15 protein-coding genes are annotated in these 18307 nt (G+C 59.7%); 7 read left to right on the top strand and 8 right to left on the bottom strand.

Annotated elements, in window-relative coordinates:
• Positions 1 to 231: 231 nt before the first annotated feature.
• Together ACRQ1B_RS13285 and ACRQ1B_RS13280 are read left to right on the top strand one after the other, a co-directional pair.
• The gene (locus ACRQ1B_RS13285; RefSeq protein ID WP_432294149.1) at positions 232 to 2016 is read left to right on the top strand and encodes a heparinase II/III domain-containing protein; all 1785 of its coding nucleotides are present in this window, start codon (positions 232 to 234) and stop codon (positions 2014 to 2016) included.
• 10 nt (positions 2017 to 2026) lie between these two features.
• Positions 2027 to 2809, top strand: a complete 783-nt coding sequence (locus ACRQ1B_RS13280) for a carbohydrate-binding protein (RefSeq protein WP_432294148.1) — start codon at positions 2027 to 2029, stop codon at positions 2807 to 2809.
• Positions 2810 to 2996: 187 nt separating this feature from the next.
• Here the strand turns inward: ACRQ1B_RS13280 and ACRQ1B_RS13275 are convergent, their stop codons facing one another.
• Positions 2997 to 3728 (bottom strand): FadR/GntR family transcriptional regulator, encoded by a 732-nt coding sequence (locus ACRQ1B_RS13275; protein WP_432294597.1) that lies wholly within the window; start codon positions 3726 to 3728, stop codon positions 2997 to 2999.
• Positions 3729 to 3960: 232 nt separating this feature from the next.
• Here ACRQ1B_RS13275 and ACRQ1B_RS13270 point away from each other — a divergent pair, with 232 nt between their 5' ends.
• Entirely contained in the window at positions 3961 to 5598 is a 1638-nt protein-coding gene (locus tag ACRQ1B_RS13270; RefSeq protein ID WP_432294147.1) for a DapH/DapD/GlmU-related protein, read from the top strand.
• A 237-nt stretch (positions 5599 to 5835) separates the two neighbouring features.
• Here ACRQ1B_RS13270 and ACRQ1B_RS13265 read toward each other — a convergent pair whose 3' ends face one another.
• Positions 5836 to 6426, bottom strand: coding sequence for a malonic semialdehyde reductase (locus ACRQ1B_RS13265; protein ID WP_432294146.1), 591 nt, complete (start codon positions 6424 to 6426; stop codon positions 5836 to 5838).
• Between the two features lie 161 nt (positions 6427 to 6587).
• Here ACRQ1B_RS13265 and ACRQ1B_RS13260 point away from each other — a divergent pair, with 161 nt between their 5' ends.
• Positions 6588 to 7526: an AraC family transcriptional regulator gene (locus ACRQ1B_RS13260; RefSeq protein ID WP_432294145.1), complete on the top strand. Its 939-nt coding sequence runs from the start codon at positions 6588 to 6590 to the stop codon at positions 7524 to 7526.
• Positions 7527 to 7697: 171 nt separating this feature from the next.
• On the opposite strand, the gene ACRQ1B_RS13255 is transcribed toward ACRQ1B_RS13260, so the two are convergent.
• The 4 genes from ACRQ1B_RS13255 to ACRQ1B_RS13240 form a co-directional block, all read right to left on the bottom strand.
• On the bottom strand, positions 7698 to 8060 hold the full coding sequence (locus ACRQ1B_RS13255) for a hypothetical protein (RefSeq protein ID WP_432294144.1): 363 nt from the start codon (positions 8058 to 8060) through the stop codon (positions 7698 to 7700).
• 169 nt (positions 8061 to 8229) lie between these two features.
• Positions 8230 to 9624, bottom strand: a complete 1395-nt coding sequence (locus ACRQ1B_RS13250) for an HlyD family type I secretion periplasmic adaptor subunit (protein WP_432294143.1) — start codon at positions 9622 to 9624, stop codon at positions 8230 to 8232.
• The gene (locus tag ACRQ1B_RS13245; RefSeq protein ID WP_432294142.1) at positions 9621 to 11435 is read right to left on the bottom strand and encodes a type I secretion system permease/ATPase; all 1815 of its coding nucleotides are present in this window, start codon (positions 11433 to 11435) and stop codon (positions 9621 to 9623) included. Before ACRQ1B_RS13245 ends, ACRQ1B_RS13250 begins: the two co-directional genes overlap by 4 nt.
• Before the next feature lie 543 nt (positions 11436 to 11978).
• Positions 11979 to 12182 (bottom strand): KTSC domain-containing protein, encoded by a 204-nt coding sequence (locus ACRQ1B_RS13240; RefSeq protein ID WP_432294141.1) that lies wholly within the window; start codon positions 12180 to 12182, stop codon positions 11979 to 11981.
• A gap of 177 nt (positions 12183 to 12359) precedes the next feature.
• On the opposite strand from ACRQ1B_RS13240, the gene ACRQ1B_RS13235 reads away from it, so the two are divergent.
• The 3 genes from ACRQ1B_RS13235 to ACRQ1B_RS13225 all read left to right on the top strand — a co-directional run bounded on the left by ACRQ1B_RS13235 (position 12360) and on the right by ACRQ1B_RS13225 (position 15755).
• Positions 12360 to 13487, top strand: coding sequence for a LacI family DNA-binding transcriptional regulator (locus tag ACRQ1B_RS13235; protein ID WP_432294140.1), 1128 nt, complete (start codon positions 12360 to 12362; stop codon positions 13485 to 13487).
• Between the two features lie 147 nt (positions 13488 to 13634).
• Positions 13635 to 14594 (top strand): bile acid:sodium symporter family protein, encoded by a 960-nt coding sequence (locus tag ACRQ1B_RS13230; RefSeq protein ID WP_432294139.1) that lies wholly within the window; start codon positions 13635 to 13637, stop codon positions 14592 to 14594.
• Between the two features lie 201 nt (positions 14595 to 14795).
• Entirely contained in the window at positions 14796 to 15755 is a 960-nt protein-coding gene (locus ACRQ1B_RS13225) for a quinone oxidoreductase family protein (protein ID WP_432294138.1), read from the top strand.
• A gap of 88 nt (positions 15756 to 15843) precedes the next feature.
• Here the strand turns inward: ACRQ1B_RS13225 and cysN are convergent, their stop codons facing one another.
• Together cysN and cysD are read right to left on the bottom strand one after the other, a co-directional pair.
• Positions 15844 to 17334, bottom strand: a complete 1491-nt coding sequence (gene cysN / locus ACRQ1B_RS13220; RefSeq protein WP_432294137.1) for a sulfate adenylyltransferase subunit CysN — start codon at positions 17332 to 17334, stop codon at positions 15844 to 15846.
• Position 17335: 1 nt separating this feature from the next.
• On the bottom strand, positions 17336 to 18289 hold the full coding sequence (gene cysD / locus ACRQ1B_RS13215) for a sulfate adenylyltransferase subunit CysD (RefSeq protein WP_432294136.1): 954 nt from the start codon (positions 18287 to 18289) through the stop codon (positions 17336 to 17338).
• Positions 18290 to 18307 lie beyond the last annotated feature (18 nt).

Below are 18307 nucleotides of genomic sequence, written 5' to 3'. Positions count from 1 at the left end.
AACTCCTCCCAAGAATTCGCCACAGACAAGTGCCCTAAGACACGTATCCGCCGATGCATGGCAGCCAGTTTGATCTGCCTATGCCTCCTCCCACATTCGACATAGCATATCCACGACATTGGTCAAACAACTTATCAACCTGTCTTATGAATTAGCTGGAACTGCAAAAATACATATGATAGGGCGGATCAAATCACGGTGAACACGGCGCGTATCGACAGGGAGGAAAACATGTTTGGCGAGGTCGCAGCGCGGCTGCCGGCGGTTTTGGCGGACTTTCTTCCCGGTCGCGGCATCGATGACCGTGAGGCCTGGAACGGCGTGCCTGACAAGCTCAAGGCGCTGGTTCTGGCCGACGCACAAGCGGCGCTATGTCGCAACTGGTCGGTGATCACGGCCGGCGATTACCGACAGTTTGCACAAAACGGCAATCGCGCCGATTTCGAAACGTTGTATTTTTCCCGCCGCGGCATGCTGAACGATCTGGTTCTCGGCGAGTTGCTGCAGAATGAAGGTCGCTTTTTATCTGCCATCGTCGATGGTATCTGGCTGATCTGCGAGGAAAGCGGCTGGCAGCTTCCGGCGCACAATTCCTATCACCGCGGCGGCGAGCGTTTGTCCCTGCCGGATGTGGAGCGCCCGGTGATCGATCTGTTTGCCGCCGAAACCGCAGCACTTCTCTCCACCATCGTCGCGCTGATGGGCGATCGGTTGAATGCGATCAGTCCGGTCATCGTCAGCCGCATCCATCGCGAAGTGCGCAAGCGCATTCTCGAACCCTATCTCACCACCCATTTCTGGTGGATGGGCAATGGAGCTGAGCGCATGAACAACTGGACGGCCTGGATCACCCAGAACGTCCTGCTCTCGACCTTCAGCCTCAAGACCGATCAGGGCTTACGTGCCCATGTGGCGGAAAAGGCGCTCGGCAGCCTCGATGCCTTCATCAAGGATTATGCGGATGACGGCGCCTGCGAGGAAGGCGTCGTTTATTACCGGCACGCGGCGCTCTGTATGTTCGGGGCGATGTCCATTCTCGATGCCGTCGCCCCCGGTGTGATGGCTCCACTCTGGTCCGCGCCAAAAATCCGCAACATGGCGGACTATATCGTCAACATGCATGTGGCCGGGCATTTCTATTTCAATTTTGCCGATTCCGCTGCCGTCATCGATCCTTGCACCGCCCGCGAATACCTGTTCGGCAAGGCCGTCGGTTCACAAAAACTCAGCGATTTTGCCGCCCGCGCTCGCGCCACGGCGGACAAGCCGCATCTGCCGGAGGAATGGAATCTCTGGTACCGCGTGCAGGAACTGCTGACGCCCATCAGCGCACCGCAAGCCGAGGTCCCGCCGGCAGACGCCTCCTATCCCGGCATCGGCCTCTATATCGCCCGCGACGACTGTTATGCGCTGGCGGTAAAGGGCGGCAGTAATGGCGAAAGCCACAATCACAACGATGTCGGCAGCGTCACGCTCTACAAGAACGGCCAGCCGCTGCTGATCGATGTCGGCGTCGAAACCTATACGGCTAAGACGTTTTCCGCCGATCGTTATGAGATCTGGACGATGCAGTCGGGCTTTCACAACCTGCCGACATTTGGCGCGGTCATGCAGTCCGCCGGTGCCGGGTTTGCGGCGCGCGACATGCAGGCGAAATTTTCGTCGGAGAAGGCAGAGATCTCACTCGACATCGCATCGGCCTATCCCCCCGAGGCGCGGCTGCGCTCCTATCGCCGCACGGTCACGCTCAATCGAGGCCATAGTGTCGAGATCACCGATATCCATGTTGGCGACCTGCCGGCCATCCTGTCGCTGATGCTGCGGGAAAAGCCCGTGATCGAAGGCGGCGCCATCCATGTCGGCGATCTCGGCATCATAGAAGTGGAAGGCGGCCGCGACATTGAGGTCGAGACGATCGAGATCAATGACTTGAGGTTGAAAATCTCATGGCCTTCAAAACTTTACCGGCTGCGGATTCCGTTCGCAGACACGCGCCTGACATTGCGGATCGTCTGAGGAGGACGAAATGGACCTGACACTGAAAGTGATTGATGCCGCCGGTGCCGTGAAGGCGCAAGCGTCGAACGCGGATGAAGTTTTTCTGATTTTCATGGATGTTTACGAGGTCGGCGATCAGGTCGTGGTCGAAGCCTCCGAACCCGGCCATCTCATTCTGTCGCTGGATGATGCGATGGCGCCGACACAAGTCTATCTGAGCGGTGCGACCTATGCGCTCGCCGTTCCCTTCGAGATCAAGCGCGCCCCCTATTCGCCACGCTCCTTCACAGGCGAACGCCATCGCCTGCATGTGCGAAAAGTCCATCCGGAGGAGGTCTCCCAGCGCCGCAATCTCGCGCTCAATCCTTGGGATGACCACGCCAACACGACCCTGTTTCCGCACGCGCATGCCAATGTCGAAACCCGTGGTGAATCGCAGTTTTTCGCCCGCAACGCCATCGATGGCGAAAAAGCCAATGACGATCACGGCCATTGGCCGTTTACCAGCTGGGGCATCAACAAGGACCCGGAAGCAGCGCTTACGGTCGAGTTCGGTCGTCCGGTGAAAATCGATGAAATCGTGCTCTATCTGCGCGCCGATTTCCCGCACGACGCCTGGTGGGAAAAGGCGAGCGTTACGCTCTCCACTGGCGAGACCCACACATTTGCCCTGACCAAGACCGGCGCGGCGCAGGCCTTTCCGATCAAGAAACAGGTGGTGGAATGGGTGCGGTTGCACAGCCTGATCAAGGCCGAAGACCCGTCGCCTTATCCGGCACTGACGCAGATCGAGGTCTGGGGTCGCGACTGAGGCAGGTGTGGGAGATTGTTTAGGTGATGAAGCGCCGGCGGCATAGACCCCTCTCCCCGTTTTGACGGGGAGAGGGTGCCGGCAGGCGGATGAGGGGCAGCCTCACCCGCAGAGCCAGATCAGCCCCTCGCTTTCGCTCCAGACCTTCTCCCCGTCAAACCGGGGAGAAGAAGCAAGCGACCCCCAACTACCCGTTATTCGCCCGGGAATTCCGCAGCAGATCGCGATAACGGATCTGGCTGCCGCGCAGATGGTCGCGCATGGCGTTGCGGGCGGCCTCTTCGTCGCGGTCGGAAATCGCCATCACGATTGCCTCATGCTCCTGATGGATCAGCCGGCGATAGGCGGTCTGTTCGGCCGGTTCCGGGTCGGGCACCGGGCGTGATTGCGGAATGACGGCACCTCCGTGAAATTCCAGATGCTGGCGGAACAGCGGATTGTTGGTGGCATCGGCAATGGCAAAATGCAGCGCCAGATCCGCCTCGCGGATCGATTCATTCTGTTCGATACAGCGCAGAACCTGTCGATGGCATTCGAAGATCGCCTCTTCCTGCGCCGGCGAACGCCTTGCAGCGGCCAGCGCCGCCGCCTCGATTTCCAAGGGCGCGCGCACTTCCAGCACTTCGAGATCGGAAGACACCCGCGCCTTGTCGATCCGGCGGCTGCTGGCCAGCAGGGATGCGGGGGTAAGAACGAAAATGCCGGCACCCTGGCGTACTTCCACCAGCCCGTCGGATTTCATTGCGGCGACCGCCTCGCGGATCACCGTGCGGCTCACCTTGTGCGCTTCCGTTAGTTCCGCTTCGCTTGGCAGCTTATCGCCGGGCGCGTATTGGCCGCTGGAAATCGACTGCCGCAGGCTTTCACCCACCTGAAACACCAGAGACCCGGAGTTCTTGCTAGGATTCTTGGTTTGCACGCCCACGTCAGTTTCCTTGTCGAGGATCGAGGCGCGAGAAATCTCCGCATCGATCCGTTTCATATTCTTACTTGTATGATAAGTTGGCATCGACTTCAATATTCGCATAGATTGATGTTTGCCAAATTCAGCAGATAAGCTTTGGAAATGTGGTTAAGGCATATGTTTCGGCGCAGTTCACGAACCGTATACCTGAATTCATATGATGACATAGGACGGGAGGAGGCCGATAATGGTGAATGTCGAGGCAGCGAGACGAGACCGGCTGCAATTCATGACCTGGGAGCGCCTGCCCGATGATCTCGGCAGTCATGAGCAGAAGGCACTGAAAATATCGCTGGCGACAAGTGCCGGTGCCGAGATCGCGCCGACGGCCTATATCGGCAGCGATGCGCGCATCTTCACCACCCGGCTCGTGGTCGGCGAACGCTCATGGATCGCCGGCCACGCCCTTGTGCGCGGCGATGTGGAGCTGGGAAAAAACTGCTCGGTCAATGCCTATGCCTGCCTTTCCGGCAAAATCCGTTGCGGTGATGGCGTACGCATCGCCTCGCTTGTCTCCATCGTCGGTTTCAACCACGGTTTTGACGATCCCGACACGCCGATCAACGACCAGCCTCACAGTTCGCTCGGCATCACCATCGGTGATGATGTCTGGATCGGTGCCAATGCGGTCATCCTCGATGGCGTGACCATCGGGCGAGGGGCAGTGATCGCCGCCGGCGCGGTCGTCACCAAAAATATTCCCGAACTCGGCATTGCCGCCGGCGTACCGGCAAAAGTCGTGCGCCGCCGTGGAGAAAGCGCTTCGGTCACCAGATCCCGGCGATCTGAGGTCGAGGCAGCCTTGAAGCAGATCGGCGACACCGCCAGCGCTGAATGGCGCGATATGCTCGCCCATTACCGCACACCGGACCGATTTTTATCTGCCGGTGCCGATGGCGTCGTGCGCGCCGCCGTTCGCCATCAGTGCGATGCGATCGAAATCGCCGCCGGTTTCGGCCATGTGCCGGAGGGCGGGGAAGCGCAGGATCTCATCGCCCGCCTGCAAGCCCTGCAGGACCCGGAAACCGGCTTTTTCCCTGATCCGCACAATATGCCGGATCGTTCGAAAAATATCCGCGAGGATTCCGCCGCGCTCTACCACGTTCTTGCTGTCGGTTATGCGCTGGAAATTCTCGGCGCCCGCCCGCGCCGCCCGATCTCCGGCGTCGAGCTGGAACCTTCAAAACTCTGCGACTGGCTGGAAGGCCTGCCTTGGTCGACACGGGCGTGGTGGAGCGGCGACCGTGTCGATGCCATTGCCACGGCCCTCTATTTCAACGCCCGTTATTTCCAGACGGGCAGGGGCAAGGAAGTGCTGTTCGGCTGGCTCGCCACCCATGTGGATCGCGCCACCGGTCTGTGGGGTAAACCGACGGCGGCCCAAGGCCTCCTGCAGCCGGTCAACGGCTTTTATCGCCTCACCCGCGGCGCTTACGCGCAGTTCGGCGTCCCGGTGCCGCTGCCGGAAGCAGCGATCAATTCCGTCATCGCCAATTATCGCAACCACGGCGGCTTTTCCGGCGAGACCTACAATGCCTGCAATCTGCTCGACACCATTCATCCGCTCTGGCTCTGCCTGAAACAGACCGATTTTTCACGCGGGCAGGCGGAAACGATCGCCGAAGATGTCATCCTGCGCGCGTCGGAGCGCTGGCAGACGGGCAGGGGCTTTGCCTTTGCGGATGGTCAGCAGCCGGGTCTTCAGGGCACGGAAATGTGGCTGTCGACCCTTCATCTGGCGGCCGATCTGTTGGGGATCGCGGAGATTTGTGCCTTTACGCCGCAGGGCGTGCATCGCACGCGGGCGGTCGGCTTGGGGCTTTGAAGGGCTTCGAAGGATTGGCTATCGAAGGGCAATGATGCCGTCAGCTCACCGGACGTAGTGTAATTGAACCGTGGCTTGCAAAGCCACGATGTGCATGGGATTGATCGCTGCTTGAGCAGGTTACGGCCTTATTGAGACGGCACGTCTTTGGCATGAACGCGCCAACACCGGACCTTGGCTGGAGCGCAGGCGCAGCCCGCTCGGCCGCGCCTTCAGGATTTGGCTGGAGTTGATGCCTCAAGTAATCATACATGCCTCGTCGAATGTGAGACGAGGTCCTCGCGGGTACAGGCCAGCGGCATCGCCGTGGCCGAGCGTCATTACGAAGTTGGCGTGCCAATTTGTCCCGGCAAAGAACTCACCATCCACCGCCGCGACGTCAAATCCAGACATTGGGCATACGTCAAGCCCTAGCGCCCGAGCCGCAAGAATTGCATATGCACCCTGAAGCGAACTGTTACGAAAGCCCGCTTGATCGCGCCTGGCTTCGTCCTCCTCGAAATAGCTTGTCGCGTCGTAAGCCGGAAACAATTCGGCCACGCGGTCATGGAATCGTCTATCTTGCGCAATGATTAAGGTGACCGGGGCTGACCTCACCTGCTCGACGTTACTGTCCATGAGCATGGGCAGGAGCTTCTGCTTAGCGGCATAAGTCGTCAGAAATAGGAACCGTGCCGGATTGGTGTTCACGGCAGTCGGCCCCCATTTCAACAGCTCGTAAAGTTGGACCAGCTGGTCGTTGCCCACAGGGCGATCTGTCCACGCATGATAGGTGCGTGCCTCTGTGAACAGTTGTGCCAGTGAAGACTGAGGGAGGGCGCTTTTCATATCGAATGTCCTGTATCAGAAAATAGTATGTGACTTCGAATGAACTATTGTACCGCACATGAGATTATTAGATCGCAGGGATCTTTAATTTATGCTCAATCGTCCAGATATAAAGGCGTAATGGGCTTTCTTCTCTCGCGATGCCTCTGAAGGACACCAGCATGGACATACTCAGCGATTTGGTTCGACTCTTGCGGCTGCGAAGCCATTCGTATGGGCAGCTCGTTCTGGGAAGCCCATTTGCGGTAGCTCTCCCACCGGAAGGCGGACACTTTCTGGTCGTTCTCGACGGGCGGTGCAATTTGCGGATCGGCGACAAGCCGGTAGCGCTGCTGGCTACGGGCGATTTCGCATTTTTACCTGCGAAAGAGAGCTTCAATTTGTCCAGTTCTGCGGAAGACGGTCCTGCACGCCGGTTCTCCGGGATCGAGGAAGAGAGTTATCGCCGAACAGGACGGATTACAGTTGAAGGCGATTTCGCGGCCGGAGCACATATCGTTTCCGGTTGTTTTGAATTCCTGCCCCAGGAAGCACAGCTCCTAAGGCTCCTGTTCGACGGCCCGCTGATTGCCCGCACAACAGGCGGGCTCGGCACACCTGCCATGGCATCGACGTTTCAGATCATCGCCGAAGAGGCGCGAGAGATGCGTGTTGGCGCGTTCAACATTATGGACCGACTGTCTGAAGTCCTCCTGATTCAAGCATTGCGCAGGCGTCTCGATGATCCAGGACAAGAGAACCGTGGTTGGCTGGCTGCATTGCGAGACCCACGGATCAGCATGGTACTAAGTGCCATGCATTTTGATCCCGGGCGGGACTGGACTGTCGCAACACTGGCTCAGCTATGCGGCATGTCGCGCTCAGCCTTTGCTGAGCATTTTCGCAATCTGGTCGGCGTAGCTCCGATGGAACATCTCGGATGGTGGCGTATGCAGAAGGCGGGTCTGATGCTGGCGGATAATCCACCCGCCCCGGTTAGTCAGATTGTGCCAGCGCTTGGCTATCGTTCCGAAGCTGCATTTCGTCGAAAATTCTTGGAGACGATGGGCGCAACACCTGCGAATTTCCGACGATTACGGCAGGCGAGTGTATCTGGATGAAAATGACATGTATTGGGAGTGGGCCACGATACTGATCCGCCAGCGGTGATGGCAGCTTCGGGTCGATTACGGTCCTGGCATTTTCGCGTCTTTTTCTATCCCGACACAGCCGCTCCAGAACGCAAACAGGCGACCGAAGCCGCCTGTCGAATGTCCTGAACTGAACCCGGATCAGCCCTGTGCGGGGGCCAGCAGCTCTTCGCAATAACTCGGGCCCTTGGAACCGGGGCGGTCGGCAACGATGCGGATGGAGCGGATGTTGTAATCGGAAGACACCGTCAGTGTCGCCGCGCAGCTCACGCTGGCGCTCTTGCCGTTTTCCATCTTGATGCGCTTGTAGCCGCCACGCCAGTTGTAGACGGTGGAGGAACCGCTTGCCACGTCGCTGTATTGCGGACCATAGGCGGCAAAAAACTTGCCGGCCGACTGGCCGACCCAGCGTGCGGAGACTGGATCCGACTTCAGCGGAGAAGCGGTGGTGCAAGCGGAAAGCGCGACTGCAACGATAGCCAGCGCGGCAAGACGGGTGTTCATGGTTCTGGTGGCCCTTGTTGATCGGGCAGCCGTCCCGCCGCCCTCAAATGCAATAGATCGCAAGCGGCCTAGCAGATTTTGGATATGGTTCGCGAGAGGCTTTCCCGCATCTGCGAAAAAACTTCAGCACCCGTACTTTTTTGTCACGCTTTTGTTGCGGAAAACTCGCTCAGTTCTCCCGCATGGCCCGCGCTACCTGGTCGGTCAACGGTTTCACCAGATAGGACAGCGCCGAACGCTCGCCGGATTGCACAAAGGTTTCCACCGGCATGCCGGCCACCAGCGTCAGGTCGCCCAGCTTTAGGCGCTCCTCGGGCGGAATGGTGATACGCGCGGAATACCAGCTTTCGCCAGTCTGCTGGTTGTGGTTGAGGTCGGCCGAAACCGTTTCGACGATGCCGTCGATTTCCGGTGTCGTGCGCTGGCTGAAGGCCGAAAAACGCAGGCCCGCCGTCTGGCCGCTGCGCACCTGGTCGATATCGGCCGGCCGGATTTTGGTGTCGATCACCAGCTTGTCGTCGGTGGGTACGATCTGCATCACCGTTTCACCGGGCGAGATGACGCCGCCGATCGTGTGGACCGCAAGCTCATGCACGATGCCGGCCTGCGGCGCGGTAATGTCTATGCGCCGCAGCTGGTCTTCCGCAGCGATGCGCTGTTCAGCCAGCTCAGCCAGCTTATTGTCCATGTCGCGCATTTCGGTCAGCACTTCGGCGCGCCGATCCTGATCCAGCTGGAGGATCTGCAGTTCGGTTTCGGAAATGCGGGTGGCGGCGCGGGCGATCTCGGCAATCAGCTGGCCGCGCTCGCCATCCAGCTGCGCCTTGGTGCGCTGCAGTTCGGAAAGCCGGGTAAATTGCACCAGCCCCTGTTCGCTGAGGTTTGAAATGCGCCGCAGCTCCTCGGCCACCCAGGAAAGCTCCTCGTTCTTGGCGTCGCGCCGCACTTCCAGCCCGGTGCGCTCCTGCTCGATCTGGCCGATCTGCTGGCGAAGCCGGCCTTTCTGGCCATCCATCGTTTCCCGCCGTGCCTTGAAAAGCGCCGTTTCAGCCGAAACATATTCGGCAACTGCCGGGTCGGATCGGCGATCCGCCAGTTCCTCCGGCATCTTCAGGTCCGGCTGCTCGTCGCGCTCGGCGATCAGCCGCATGCGGCGTGCCGCAAACTGGTCCATCTGTTTTGTCACGACGGAAAGGTTGGCGCGTGTAATCGTGTCGTCCAGCCGGATCAGCAATTCGCCCGCCTTGACCCGGCTGCCATCGGTCACGCGGATCTGGCCTATGATACCGCCTTCTCGATGCTGGATCCGTTTGGCCGAACCTTCCACCACGATCGTGCCCGAGCCGATGACGGCGCTGGAAAGATTGGCGGTCGCCGCCCAGCCGCCGGCGCCGATCACCAGCGCGCCGATGGTGACGGCGGAGGCGAGAAGATATTTTCGAATGGCCTGCGCGGCCGGAGTTTTTGGGCCTTCCTCCAGCTTGAACCGGTCGAGAAATTTCAGTCGCTCACGAAATTTGGCGTCGAGGCTCTTGAGATCGATGGATTTGAGATCGAATTTCATATCGCGACCTTCTTGCCGGATTTTGGCGCTTCCATTTCGCCGCTCGTTTCCTCATCGGGCAGCGACGGTGCCGGCGCTGATGCCGGGTGAGGCCTCTGCGCACCGCCGGTGACCGGATTATCCGCAGGCCGTGTCGCCTTGCGCAGCACCTCGTCACGCGGTCCAAAGGCCACCATCGCGCCGTCGTTCATCACCAGAACATGATCCAGTGCCTGCAACGCGTTCGGTCTATGCGCCACGACGATGATGATGGAACCGGCCGCACGGACGGCCGTGATCGCCCTTGTCAGCGCCACTTCTCCCTCGGAATCGAGATTGGCATTGGGTTCGTCGAGCACGACCAGAAAGGGTTTGCCATAAAGCGCGCGGGCAAGCCCGATGCGCTGGCGCTGGCCGCTGGAAAGAATGGCGCCGTGATTGCCGATGGCGGTGTCGTAACCGTTCGGCATGGAAAGGATCAGGTCATGCACACCGGCCAGCTTGGCCGCCTCGATGATCATGTCCGGATTGGCGCCGGACGAAAAGCGGCTGATGTTTTCGGCGATACTCCCATCAAACAGATCGACGCCCTGCGGCAGGTAACCGATCGAGGGACCGAGTGCTTCCGGGTCCCACTGGTTCAGGGCTGCGCCATCGAGGCGAATGCTGCCACGCGCCGCCGGCCATATGCCGACCAGCGCGCGAGAGAGCGTGGATTTGCCCGATCCGCTGGGGCCGATAATGCCAAGCCCCTGTCCGGCAAACAGGCTGAGCGAGACGTCATGGATGATCGGTTTGTTGCTGCCAGGTGGCATGACGGCAAGGCCCGCCACCGAAAGCGAGCGTTTCGGTGCCGGCAGCGGCATGGGGCTGCGTGTCTCGCCAAAACGCTCCAGCACATCCTCCAGCCGGTGACGCGACTGGCGGGCATTGATGAAGCTGCGCCATTGGCCGATGACCATCTCGATGGGCGACAGCGCCTTGGAGGTGAGGATGGAGGAGGCGATGATCGCGCCGGGAGAGGCCAGCTGCTGGATCACCAGCCAGGCGCCCAGCGCGAGGATTGCCGATTGCAGCGCCATGCGAAAAATTTTCGAGACGGCGGAAAAGCTTGCCGTCAGGTCGCTGGTGACGGTTTGCCCTTCGACATACCGGCGGTTAACCTCGTCGAAACGGTTGGCATAGGCGGTGCGCATGCCCATGGCATGCAACGGTTCGGCATTGCGTTTTCCCGCTTCCACCAGTTCCCAGCGCGCCGAAACCAACTGCGACAGTTTTCGCGTCGGATCGCGCAGCAGGAACTCACTGCAGAAGGTAAGCGCCATCAAAAAGGCCGCGCCGGCGATGGCGGCATAACCGAAATACGGATGGAAGATATAGAGAATGAGGATGTAGAGCGGCATCCACGGCAGGTCGCAGATGGCAATCGGGCCGGAACCGCTCATGAACCCTCGGATCTGGTCGAGATCCCGCAGCGGCTGCGATACGGCATCGCCCTTGGCCATGTTGAGCGGCAGTGACAGCACAGTGTTGAAGGTCGGGTCGCTCAGTTCCTCGTCGATCCGCCTGCCGATCTGCAGGAGGATTTTCGATCGCATCATCTCAAGAATGCCGAGAAAGGCGTATATGCCGAGCGCAAGCAGGGTGAGGGCAACAAGCGTCGGCACGCTGCGGCTGGTCAGAACGCGGTCATAGACCTGCATCATGAACAGCGGGCCGGTCAACATCAGGATGTTGGTCACGGCGCTCAAGGCAGCGATCCCGTAAAATGCCTTGCGGGTTTGCGCAAGCGCCGACGCTACGCGCGTGCGCGGACTTCCCGATGAAGCCATCTCACTCACCTCTGTCAAAATGTCCGGGATCGATACACGCCAGGAACATCGGCACCACGAGTGCCGTGTGTTCACATTAAATCAGATTATTCTAATAAGCGTAAATCCGGCAAAAGCATGTTCGCATCCGCGGAATATGTTGCAATGCCCGCAACGTCAGTGCTGCGGAAAATGGGGATATGCCGGCGTCTCTGAAAAATCTCCGATTGCTGCACCGCCGCATGCCAATGAAACAATTTTGAACGGATCAAGGCGAAAACGCCAACCGCTCGACTGGAATTATGTTAAGTATGTGTCTGTAGTGCGGATGAATATGTCTCGAAACGAGGCATTTTTCTGGAGGAACCGCATTTGCGGCGTTTGAGAGGCAACTTTCAGGCAATGAAATCGTTAGGAAAATAGGCCGGTCGGGAGCCGGTTGGAAAAAACAGGGAGGAAAACACCATGCAAGGACACGTTTCGGGTTATCTTCTGTCGCTTCAGATCTCCTTGTATCTTTGGGCCGTCATCATCGTCGGCGGATACACGCTTCTGGCCTGACGCCTACAGTGTCGGATATTTTCCGCGGATCTCGGTCATGTAATAATTGCCGGGGGACGCGGCGACGGTCAGGCCGACAACCTGGCCTTTTGACACGCCGGAATAAGCTCGGCGCTCGCCGTTATACAGAAAGATGGTGAGGTTCTTTTCGTCCTCGTCGTAATCAATCGCTTCAATCAGCTTGGATTGAATGCTGATGATCGCCATGACTCACCTCTTGTCTGTTGAAACACGAACGGACCCAGTGCTGTATCCTGCGTGTCCATTGTGATCGAAATGCGTCAAATCGCAAAAAATCTGTCACTTGTTCCGATCATGGATTACACTCGTCGCCAGCGAATTGCATAAAGCCACCTGCACGACCGAAAATGAAGCCAGTCTCCCGTGCGGAGCCGGCTCGGGCTGCTCGAAGATCAGGGGTATCTCGAGCGTCGAGTTGCGGACAGCCTTTCCGGCTTCCGGGGCCTGAAGGAAGAGGGGGCGATCATGCGCCAGAAGCGTATCAGAGGCGAACGCACCACGCTGCTCGATGTGGCCAACAAGGCAGGTGTCAGCGCCATTACCGTATCGCGCGCCCTGCGTGAGCCGGACCGCGTTTCGGAAGAACTGCGCGAACGCATCATGAAAGTCGTTGCCGAAACCGGCTATGTGCCGGACTTTGCCGCAAGAGCATTGGCCAGCCGGCATAACGGCATCGTCTGCGCGCTCATTCCCGAAGTCAGCAGCCTTGCCGTCATGAACATCATCCACGGCATCGAGGCGCGGCTGCAGGATACCGAACTGCGCATCCAGTATGCCAATGCCTGGCGTGATCCGGAAAAGGAAAAACGCCAGCTGGAACTGTTCCTGTCGCAACATCCGGCAGGCATTCTCGTTGCCGGCGGGCAAAATCAACAGGTCATCGTCGATCTTGTTCTCGGCGCAAAATGTCCCGTCGTGCATATGATCGACATCAATCTGACGGCACTTGGCACGGTTGTCGGTTCCGATCATTGCACGGCCGCCAAGGTTGCCACCCGTCACCTGCTCGAATGTGGTTATCGCCGCATCGCCATCCTCGGTGCCGGTGTCGATCTGCGCGTGCAGCGACGACTGGAGGGCTATCGGGTCACGCTGGAGGAGGAAAATCTCTACGATCCCCGGCTTGTCATGATGTTGCCGGAACCGACATCGGTGCCCTTGGGATGTCGCATGCTGCGCGATATCGTCGAGCAACATCCCGATGTCGATGCCGTTTTCTGTCTCAATGACGATCTGGCGCTTGGAGCCTATTTCGAGTGCAAGCGCCGCGGCATTCGCGTGCCGGAGGATTTCGGAATTTGCGGTTATAACGACGTCAATTTCGCCGCCTATGCCGAACCGCCACTGACCACGGTACGCATCCCGCGTTACGATATGGGCTACCGTGCCACCGATCTTCTCATCCGCCAGATCAATGGCGAGAAGGGCACAAAATCCATCGATCTCGGGTATCGGCTGATGGTTCGCGGTACGACAAGGGTTCCGGCTTGAGGGAGCGCGCATGCAGCGCGTCCTTTCCGGTCTGTGGTCTCAAAACACCGCCTGAAACACCAAAACTGGACGGTTTGGCCCGAAACCGACCTTGACGCCTTTCAACTCCACCTGCATCGGCAGGCTTTGGAATTGAGGGAGGTCCTCTTGAAAGCGCTTGCATCCTTTTCCGCCTTTGTCGGCAAGACCTTTGCCCTGTGGGTCATCGTCTTTGCCGTCCTGGGCTTTGTTTTCCCCGATCTGTTCAAGCAGATCGGTCCCTATATCGTCACCCTGCTCGGCATCATCATGTTCGGCATGGGCCTCACCCTGTCACTTGACGATTTCCGTGAGGTGGCAAAACGTCCTTATGAAGTCGGCATCGGCGTTGTCGCGCAATTCGCCATCATGCCGGGCCTTGCGGTGGTGCTGACGATGATCATCCCCATGCCCGCCGAAGTCGCCGCCGGCGTCATTCTCGTCGGTTGCTGCCCGGGCGGCACGTCCAGCAATGTCATGACCTATCTGAGCAAGGGAGATGTCGCACTTTCGGTTGCCTGCACCAGCGTCACCACGCTTGCCGCGCCGGTTGTCACACCTTTCCTCGTCTGGATGTTCGCCAGCCAGTATCTGCCGGTCGATGGCTGGGCCATGTTCATCAGCATCGTCACGGTCGTGCTGGTGCCGCTTGCACTCGGCTTCATCGTACAGAAGCTCATGCCAACCGTCGTCAAGGCTGCGGTTCCGGTTCTGCCCCTGGTCAGCGTCATCGGCATCGTGCTGATCGTCTCGGCCGTTGTCGGCGCCAGCAAGGCGGCAATCGCGCAGTCCGGCCTGATGATCTTTGCCGTCGTCGTCCTGCACAACGGTCTCGGTTATCTGCTCGGTTTCTTTGCGGCCAAGGCTTGTGGCCTGTCGCTCGCCAAACGCAAGGCGATCGCCATCGAGGTCGGCATGCAGAACAGCGGTCTCGGCGCGGCACTCGCCACCGCCTATTTCTCGCCGCTTGCCGCGGTGCCGAGCGCCATCTTCAGCGTCTGGCACAATATCTCCGGCGCACTTCTGGCCAATTTTTTTGCCGGTCGCGTCGAAGACAAGCCCAAGGTCGCAACAGCCGAAATCCGCTGATCTCCATCGGGTAATTTCGAAATCGGAGGGCCGCGTCAGCGGCCCTTGCTGTTTCTGGCCGGGAATCCCGAAACAGCCGTTGAATGGTTCAGCCCTTATAGGCCAGTTCTTGCCTGGAAACCGCCTGACGTCGACCATATCTGCAGGCAGCGGTCATTTTTGGAATGCCGCCCTTCGATCTAACAAGCGAAAGGGGCCATCATGCAGGCAGCAGTCTACGACCATCCCGGAGAACCCGGCGTTTTCAGGTTCATTCCCGTTGCTGATCCTAAGCCGGGTCCCGATGACGTGCTGATCGCCGTCGAGGCCATATCCATAGAAGGCGGCGATCTCATCAACCGGCGCCTGGTAGCACCACCGGCGGACAATCATATCGTCGGTTATGCCGCAGCCGGTACCATCATCGCAGTGGGTGCAAATGTCTCTGACCGCAGGGTCGGTGATCGGGTCACATCTTTCGAGATGAGCGGATCCCATGCGACAAAGCGGGCTGTACTCGCCAGCCGGACATGGCGCGTTCCCGATAAGGTCGCTATGCCGGCCGCAGCGGCTCTGCCGATATCGTTCGGCACCGCGCATCACTGCCTGTTTGCGCGCGCCGGCCTTGTCGCTGGCGAGACCGTTCTCATTCACGCCGCCGCGGGCGGTGTCGGGCTCGCGGCGGTCCAGCTTGCCAGCCGGGCCGGTGCAAAGGTCATCGCCGTCGCCAGCGGCAGCGAGCGGCAGGACAGGCTGCGTGCCCTTGGAGCCGACCATGTCATCGACCGGAAGCGGCAGGATGTTGCCGACGAGGTAAAGCGGCTTACCGGTGGCGTGGGGGCCGAGATCGTGATCGATCCCGTCGGCTCGACATTGAACCAGTCGCTTTCAATGCTGGCGCCGGAAGGCCGGCTTGTTTTCGTCGGAAATGCCGGTGGCGGTGATCTGGCTGCGGACCTGTGGCCGGCGATGCAGGCCAATCAGTCGCTGCTCGGCGTCTTCATGGGGCCGCTTCTGGAGCGACCAGCCGTGCATGCAACGGTGGATGACATGCTGGCGGATGTCGCGAATGGTGATTTGCAGGTGGTGATAGAGCGAGTTTTCCCGCTTGCGCAGGCGGCAGATGCTCATGCCTTTGCGGAAACCGGAAAACCGCTTGGCCGGGTCATCATGACCCCGTGACCATGAGGCGAAGTTGCCTTGGTGTTTCTGAAATAAAAAGAGGGCCGCATCAGCGGCCCTTTTCAGTTGGGGAGGAGGGTATTGGCGATCAGATATCGCTGCCCGCATTGCGCCAAAGCGTCGCCGCTTCGGCAGCGGTGACCCGCTTGATCTCCGCCTCGTCGCGGCGGCTGGCAAACAGCTCGCTTGCCATCAGTTGCTCGGCCAGATCCGCCGGCAATGACAGCACGACGCGGTCGCCTTCGCGCTTCAATCCTCCCAGATTGGCACGTTTACCGGTGATCATGCCGCCCGCCACGGTGTTGAGCGTGTCCGGATCGATCAGGATGAAGGCGCCGGTGGCGCGGTTCTGTTCATAGGCATCGAAAACAGCCGTTTCCTCGAAGGCGAGACGCACCTTGCCGATCGCGTTCATGGCTAGCGTCGAAGCATGCGGACGCCATTGGCCCGACGTCAGGTCCAGCTGCAATAAGGGCTCGACGGAAACGCGCTGGCGGCGTGAACCGCTTTTCAGCCAGTAACGCTTGCCGGGCTCGATGCCACCCTGCTGCAGCGCAACGAGTTGGGCATCGAAGGCGGTACCGGTCATCGGCTGGGCGTCGACCGACACAATGATATCGCCACGTGCCACGTCCACCTGTCGGTCGAGCACCAGCGTCACGGCATCGCCGGCGACCGCCGCATTGCGCACCAGGTCGAAAGTGACGATTTGGGCAACATTGGCAATCGTGCCGGATGGCAGGATGGCGACGCTGTCGCCCGGTTTGATCGAGCCGCCGGCAACCGTGCCCTGATACCCGCGAAAACTCTCGCCCGGCCGCACCACACGCTGCACCGGCAGGCGAAAACCACCGGTCTGTGTGGAACGCACGGTTGCAAGCTCCAGCGCCTCGATCAAGGTCGGGCCCTCATACCAGGGCATGGCGTCGGAGGCGGAAGAAACGACGTTTTCGCCCTTCAGCGCCGACATCGGGATGGCGGTGATCTGGCGCACGCCGAGCGACAGGGCAAATTCGCGGAACTCGTGGCTGATGCGGTCAAAAATCTCGCGGTCGTAATTCACGAGGTCGAATTTGTTGACCGCCAGCACGAACTGGCGAATGCCCATCAGCGAGGCGATGGTGGCGTGGCGGCGGGTCTGTTCCAGCAGGCCGGCGCGTGCATCGGCCAGAAGCACGGCCAGATCGGCGGTCGAGGCGCCGGTCGCCATGTTGCGGGTATATTGTTCATGGCCGGGGGTGTCGGCGACGATGAACGAGCGTTTGTCGGTGGAAAAATAGCGATAGGCGACATCGATGGTGATGCCCTGTTCGCGTTCGGCCTGAAGACCGTCGAGCAACAGCGCGAAATCGGGCAGGCCGAGATCGTTCTGGGCGCCACTGTCGCGGGCAAGCGTTGCCGCCTGGTCTTCCTTGACGGCCTTGGTGTCCCACAAAAGGCGGCCGATCAGCGTGGACTTGCCGTCATCGACGGAACCGCAGGTGATCAGGCGTAGCGGACGTGCGTCGCGTGTCACGCGTGCAACGGATTCCGCGAAAGGCAGAATGGTGGCGGATGTGGATGCTGCAGATGCGCTCATGTCAAAAATATCCTTCGCGCTTCTTCTTTTCCATGGAGCCCGACTGGTCACGGTCGATCGCGCGCCCCTGACGTTCGGAGACGGTGGCGATTTCCAGTTCGGCAATGATCTCGTCGAGATTGGAGGCCGTCGAGCGGATCGCGCCGGTCAGCGGAAAGCAGCCGAGCGTGCGGAAACGGATCATGCCGTGCTTTACCTCTTCGCCGGGCTGAAGCTCCAGCCGCGGGTCTTCGGCGAGGATCATCATGCCGTCGCGTTCCACGTAAGGCCGCTCGGCGGCGTAGTAGAGTGGCACGAGCGGAATGTCTTCCGCCTGAATGTAGCGCCAGATATCAACCTCGGTCCAGTTGGACAGCGGGAAGGCGCGCACGCTTTCGCCCTTGCGGATCATGCCGTTATAGACGTTCCACAGTTCGGGACGCTGGTTGCGCGGATCCCATTTGTGGTCGGGCGTGCGGAAGGAATAGATACGTTCCTTGGCGCGGCTCGCCTCCTCGTCGCGGCGGGCACCACCGAAGGCGGCGTCGTAACCGCCGGCATCGAGTGCCTGCTTCAGCGCCTCTGTCTTCATCACGTCGGTATAGAAGGCAGACCCGCGCGTGAACGGCGTGATGTTTTCTTCAGCTCCGCGCTTGTTGGTGTGCACGACGAGGTCGAGATCGTATTCATCGGCGATGCGATCGCGAAACTCAATCATCTCCTTGAACTTCCATGTCGTATCGACGTGCAGAAGCGGGAAAGGCACGCGGCCGGGGTAAAAGGCCTTTCGCGCCAGATGCAGAAGCACGGACGAATCCTTGCCGATCGAATAGAGCATGACCGGGTTGTCGAACTCTGCTGCCACTTCTCGGAAAATGTGGATGGCTTCGTTTTCGAGGGCTTTCAGATGCGGGTCAAGCGGCGGTCTGGAAATGGGCGGGTTCTTGATTTCCGTTTCCTGTACGGACAGGGGCATTTCAATCTCCGGGTATTC

Source organism: Endobacterium panacihumi, assembly GCF_050847465.1.
Lineage (GTDB): Bacteria > Pseudomonadota > Alphaproteobacteria > Rhizobiales > Rhizobiaceae > Neorhizobium > Neorhizobium panacihumi.
This window is presented reverse-complemented; position numbering and strand designations above follow the sequence as displayed.

What these genes read in the sequence shown, in the direction of transcription:
- ACRQ1B_RS13265 (WP_432294146.1), bottom strand. Translation starts at nt 6,426, where the DNA reads ATGAAAAGCGCCCTCCCTCAGTCTTCACTGGCACAACTGTTCACAGAG.
- ACRQ1B_RS13250 (WP_432294143.1), bottom strand. Translation starts at nt 9,624, where the DNA reads ATGAAATTCGATCTCAAATCCATCGATCTCAAGAGCCTCGACGCCAAA.
- ACRQ1B_RS13255 (WP_432294144.1), bottom strand. Translation starts at nt 8,060, where the DNA reads ATGAACACCCGTCTTGCCGCGCTGGCTATCGTTGCAGTCGCGCTTTCC.
- cysD (WP_432294136.1), bottom strand. Translation starts at nt 18,289, where the DNA reads ATGCCCCTGTCCGTACAGGAAACGGAAATCAAGAACCCGCCCATTTCC.
- ACRQ1B_RS13280 (WP_432294148.1), top strand. Translation starts at nt 2,027, where the DNA reads ATGGACCTGACACTGAAAGTGATTGATGCCGCCGGTGCCGTGAAGGCG.
- ACRQ1B_RS13225 (WP_432294138.1), top strand. Translation starts at nt 14,796, where the DNA reads ATGCAGGCAGCAGTCTACGACCATCCCGGAGAACCCGGCGTTTTCAGG.
- ACRQ1B_RS13240 (WP_432294141.1), bottom strand. Translation starts at nt 12,182, where the DNA reads ATGGCGATCATCAGCATTCAATCCAAGCTGATTGAAGCGATTGATTAC.
- cysN (WP_432294137.1), bottom strand. Translation starts at nt 17,334, where the DNA reads ATGAGCGCATCTGCAGCATCCACATCCGCCACCATTCTGCCTTTCGCG.
- ACRQ1B_RS13270 (WP_432294147.1), top strand. Translation starts at nt 3,961, where the DNA reads ATGGTGAATGTCGAGGCAGCGAGACGAGACCGGCTGCAATTCATGACC.
- ACRQ1B_RS13260 (WP_432294145.1), top strand. Translation starts at nt 6,588, where the DNA reads ATGGACATACTCAGCGATTTGGTTCGACTCTTGCGGCTGCGAAGCCAT.
- ACRQ1B_RS13285 (WP_432294149.1), top strand. Translation starts at nt 232, where the DNA reads ATGTTTGGCGAGGTCGCAGCGCGGCTGCCGGCGGTTTTGGCGGACTTT.
- ACRQ1B_RS13245 (WP_432294142.1), bottom strand. Translation starts at nt 11,435, where the DNA reads ATGGCTTCATCGGGAAGTCCGCGCACGCGCGTAGCGTCGGCGCTTGCG.